At 63.9% G+C, this 2,882-nt stretch carries 2 protein-coding genes; one reads left to right on the top strand and one right to left on the bottom strand.

What is annotated here, in order from left to right; translation table 11 throughout:
* Positions 1-78: 78 nt before the first annotated feature.
* Positions 79-2,031 (bottom strand): TonB-dependent receptor domain-containing protein, encoded by a 1,953-nt coding sequence (locus ROR02_RS16165; protein WP_170245161.1) that lies wholly within the window; start codon positions 2,029-2,031, stop codon positions 79-81.
* Between the two features lie 232 nt (positions 2,032-2,263).
* On the opposite strand from ROR02_RS16165, the gene ROR02_RS16160 reads away from it, so the two are divergent.
* Positions 2,264-2,824, top strand: coding sequence for a class I SAM-dependent methyltransferase (locus tag ROR02_RS16160; RefSeq protein WP_147165070.1), 561 nt, complete (start codon positions 2,264-2,266; stop codon positions 2,822-2,824).
* The last annotated feature ends 58 nt before the right edge of the window (positions 2,825-2,882 follow it).

Raw genomic sequence — 2,882 nt, 5'->3', positions numbered from 1 at the left:
GCGGTCTCACGGCCGCCCCCTATGCCGATTTCAATGGGTTGAATGCATGGCATTGACCTTTTTGGATCGAAAGGCGTGCTAAAACCGCATGGTTGCGGACAGCCGGAAATCGCGCCCTCGCTCGTAGAGGTCGGAGGCGCTGCCAGCGCCGGAGGTGCTCCAGTAGGGGGTCGTCTGATTCATGTACTTTCGGTCGAAAATGTTGTTGAGGGCCAGGGCGATTTGATAGCGCTCGCTGGGGGTCCAGGTCACGCTGGCGTCGTGGACGGCATAGCCGGGCGCGTCCGGATAGCCCGACGGAACCTCGGTCAGGTCGAGAACGACGGTGCTGGTCCACCCCAGGCCGACGTCCCATTGGGGGATCCGGGCCCGCAGATCGATCCCGAACCGGTCGCCCTGGGGTGCGCCATAGGTAAAGTCGGCGGCGGACAGGGGGCGGTTGCCGAATCTCATGTCCTCGTGGGCATAGGTGATTTTCGCATCCCAGGTTTCCCGACCGTATCCCAACCCCACGTTCACGCCGGTGATGGTCAGGTCGTCACCGTTCTGGCGGTTGAACGGCCGGCCCATCTGGCCGCCATAAACGATGGTGTCTTCAACGTGGGTGCGAAACCCGACCACCGAGCCGCTCCAGCCGTTCCAGTGCAGATCAAGGCCGGCTTCGACGGTTTGCGAGACTTCCCCGTCCACGTCGGGATCCGAGCTGGCCGCCTGTCCCGACAGCAGGGTTGTTCCTTGCAGCGGGCGCGGCCCCCGGAAGGCTTCGGACCACGAGGCGAAAACGCCCACGGCCGGGGTGATCTGGTAGCGGGTGCTCAGGCTGGGGCTTAGGTGGGTGTGCTCATGCCAGCGGTTTTCCAGATCGATCAAGGTGGTGTGGTCGAAGCGGAGCCCCGCCGTCAGGGTCCAGGCGTCGGTCAGGGCCAGATCACCCTGGGCGTAGAGGCCCAGGACCTTGCCCGTTTCCGTCGCCACCGTGCCCTGGCTGGCACGCCCGCGCGATTCATCCCAGCTGTAATCCAATCCCGCCGTCAGCGTCACAGGGTCCAGGTCAACGCGGTTGCGCAGGTCGATCCCCCGGCTGATCCATCGGGCTTCGCGATCCCAGCCGCTTCCGGAGGTTTTCATCAAGGTCAGGCTTCCCTCGGTGCTGTACGCGGTGGCGTCCAGATCCAGCCAAGGGACCTCGGGAGGCTTCAAGGCATAGCTCAGGCTTTGGGACCGACGCTCGGCCTCTTGTTCCTGGGCCGGATCGGCGGGATAGAACACGAAATTGGGGCGGGTGGTGCGGGTTGCGTCATCCCGGCGGTAATCAAGGGTGTATTTCAGCTCCTGCCCCGGCGCGGGACGCACCGCGACCTTGGCCAAACCGCTGAAGGGGGTGCTGGCCGTGTTGGCGACCTCGCCGCCGCCGCCTGCCTGGTAGTCTTCCGACCACGATTTGGTCCCGTAAAACAGGTAACTTACTTCCTCGATCGGGCGGCCATAGACGGCGGTGCTGACCAGACGGGTCAAGTCGTTGCTATGAAAACCGGTTTTGACAAGAGCCCCGTTCTTTTGCCCGTCCAGCAACAAGTCCTCGGCGTCCTTGGTGCGGAAGCGCACCGCGCCCCCCAGGGCGCCAGGGCCAGCCAGGGCGTTGCCCGACCCCGCCTCGACCTCGATTTGCTTGAGCATCTCGGCTCCGATGCTCAGGTTGCCCTGGTGGCGGAAAAAACCGCCCCCCTGGCGGGCGCCGTCGATGGTCACGTTGAGGTTGGTGTCTTCCAACCCACGAACGTAAAACTTCTGTGCCGCCGTTTGTCCGCCGCCGCTCACCGTCACCGTGGGTGTGGAGCGGAAAATATCGGACAGGCTCGACGCCTGGGTCCGTTCCAGCTCCTTATCGCTGACCACGACCTCGGCCGGGGCCTGCTCTTCCACGGTCACGGGCGATAAAACCAGAACATCCCCGGCCCGGGTTTCTTTCCCGGCGCCCAGGACAGCGGCCAGGGTCAGCAACCCAAAAGCCGTGCGTCGCGCGTCATGCATCCCGTGTTTCCCTCGGCGTTTGTTTATGCGAATCATTCGCGTTTCGCAGAGGTAGCAGGGGGCAACGGCGGTTGTCTCGTCGGGGACGGCCAAAAGATATCGAGGAAACGCCAGCCGCCTTCCCGTGGATTGTTTTGGCAGGAATCCGCCAGATCGTGTCCGGTCCCCAACAGAAGGCCGCGCGGAAAGCTGATAGCTTTTGTTCCCCTGGCCCTCTTGCAAGGAGTGAGCGATGTCCGCCACGGATTGGGACAAGCGCTATGAAACGGATCACTATGTTTTCGGGACTGATCCAAGTCCGTTCCTGGAGGCGTGCGCCCCGCGGTTGCGCCCGGGCCAGAAGGGGCTGGCCGTGGCCGATGGCGAGGGCCGCAACGGGGTTTGGATGGCACGCCAGGGGGTGGATGTCCTGGCCCTGGACTGGTCGGAGGCGGGCCTGGCCAAGGCTCGGCGTCTTGCAAAGACGTGGGGGGTGGCACTGCGCACCGAATGCGCCGACATGCTGGCTTGGGCGTGGCCCGAAGGGGCCTTCGACGTGGTTTGCGCGATGAACTTCCATCCCGATCCGGCGGACCAGGCGTTTTTGTTCAAGGCGATGGCCCGCTCCTTGACCCCGGGGGGATGGCTGATCTTCGAGGGAATCCACAAGAGCACCCGCGACCATCACGACCCGCTGACGTTGTACGATGCCCCCTTGATGCGGGCCCTGTGCGCCGATCTGATCATCGAAACTCTGAGCGAACGCGACGATGGGGCCAAACGACGCCTTCAGATGCTGGCGCGGCGCGGTTAGAGCAATCCGAGATCAGGTTGGGCCATTTCTTGGCCCAACCTGGCATCGAAGTTACTCT

Source organism: Pararhodospirillum oryzae (assembly GCF_007992075.1).
Taxonomy (GTDB): domain Bacteria; phylum Pseudomonadota; class Alphaproteobacteria; order Rhodospirillales; family Rhodospirillaceae; genus Pararhodospirillum; species Pararhodospirillum oryzae.
This window is presented reverse-complemented; position numbering and strand designations above follow the sequence as displayed.

Coding starts and splice junctions, on each gene's coding strand:
- ROR02_RS16165 (WP_170245161.1), bottom strand. CDS start 2,031: ATGCATGACGCGCGACGCACGGCTTTTGGGTTGCTGACCCTGGCCGCT.
- ROR02_RS16160 (WP_147165070.1), top strand. CDS start 2,264: ATGTCCGCCACGGATTGGGACAAGCGCTATGAAACGGATCACTATGTT.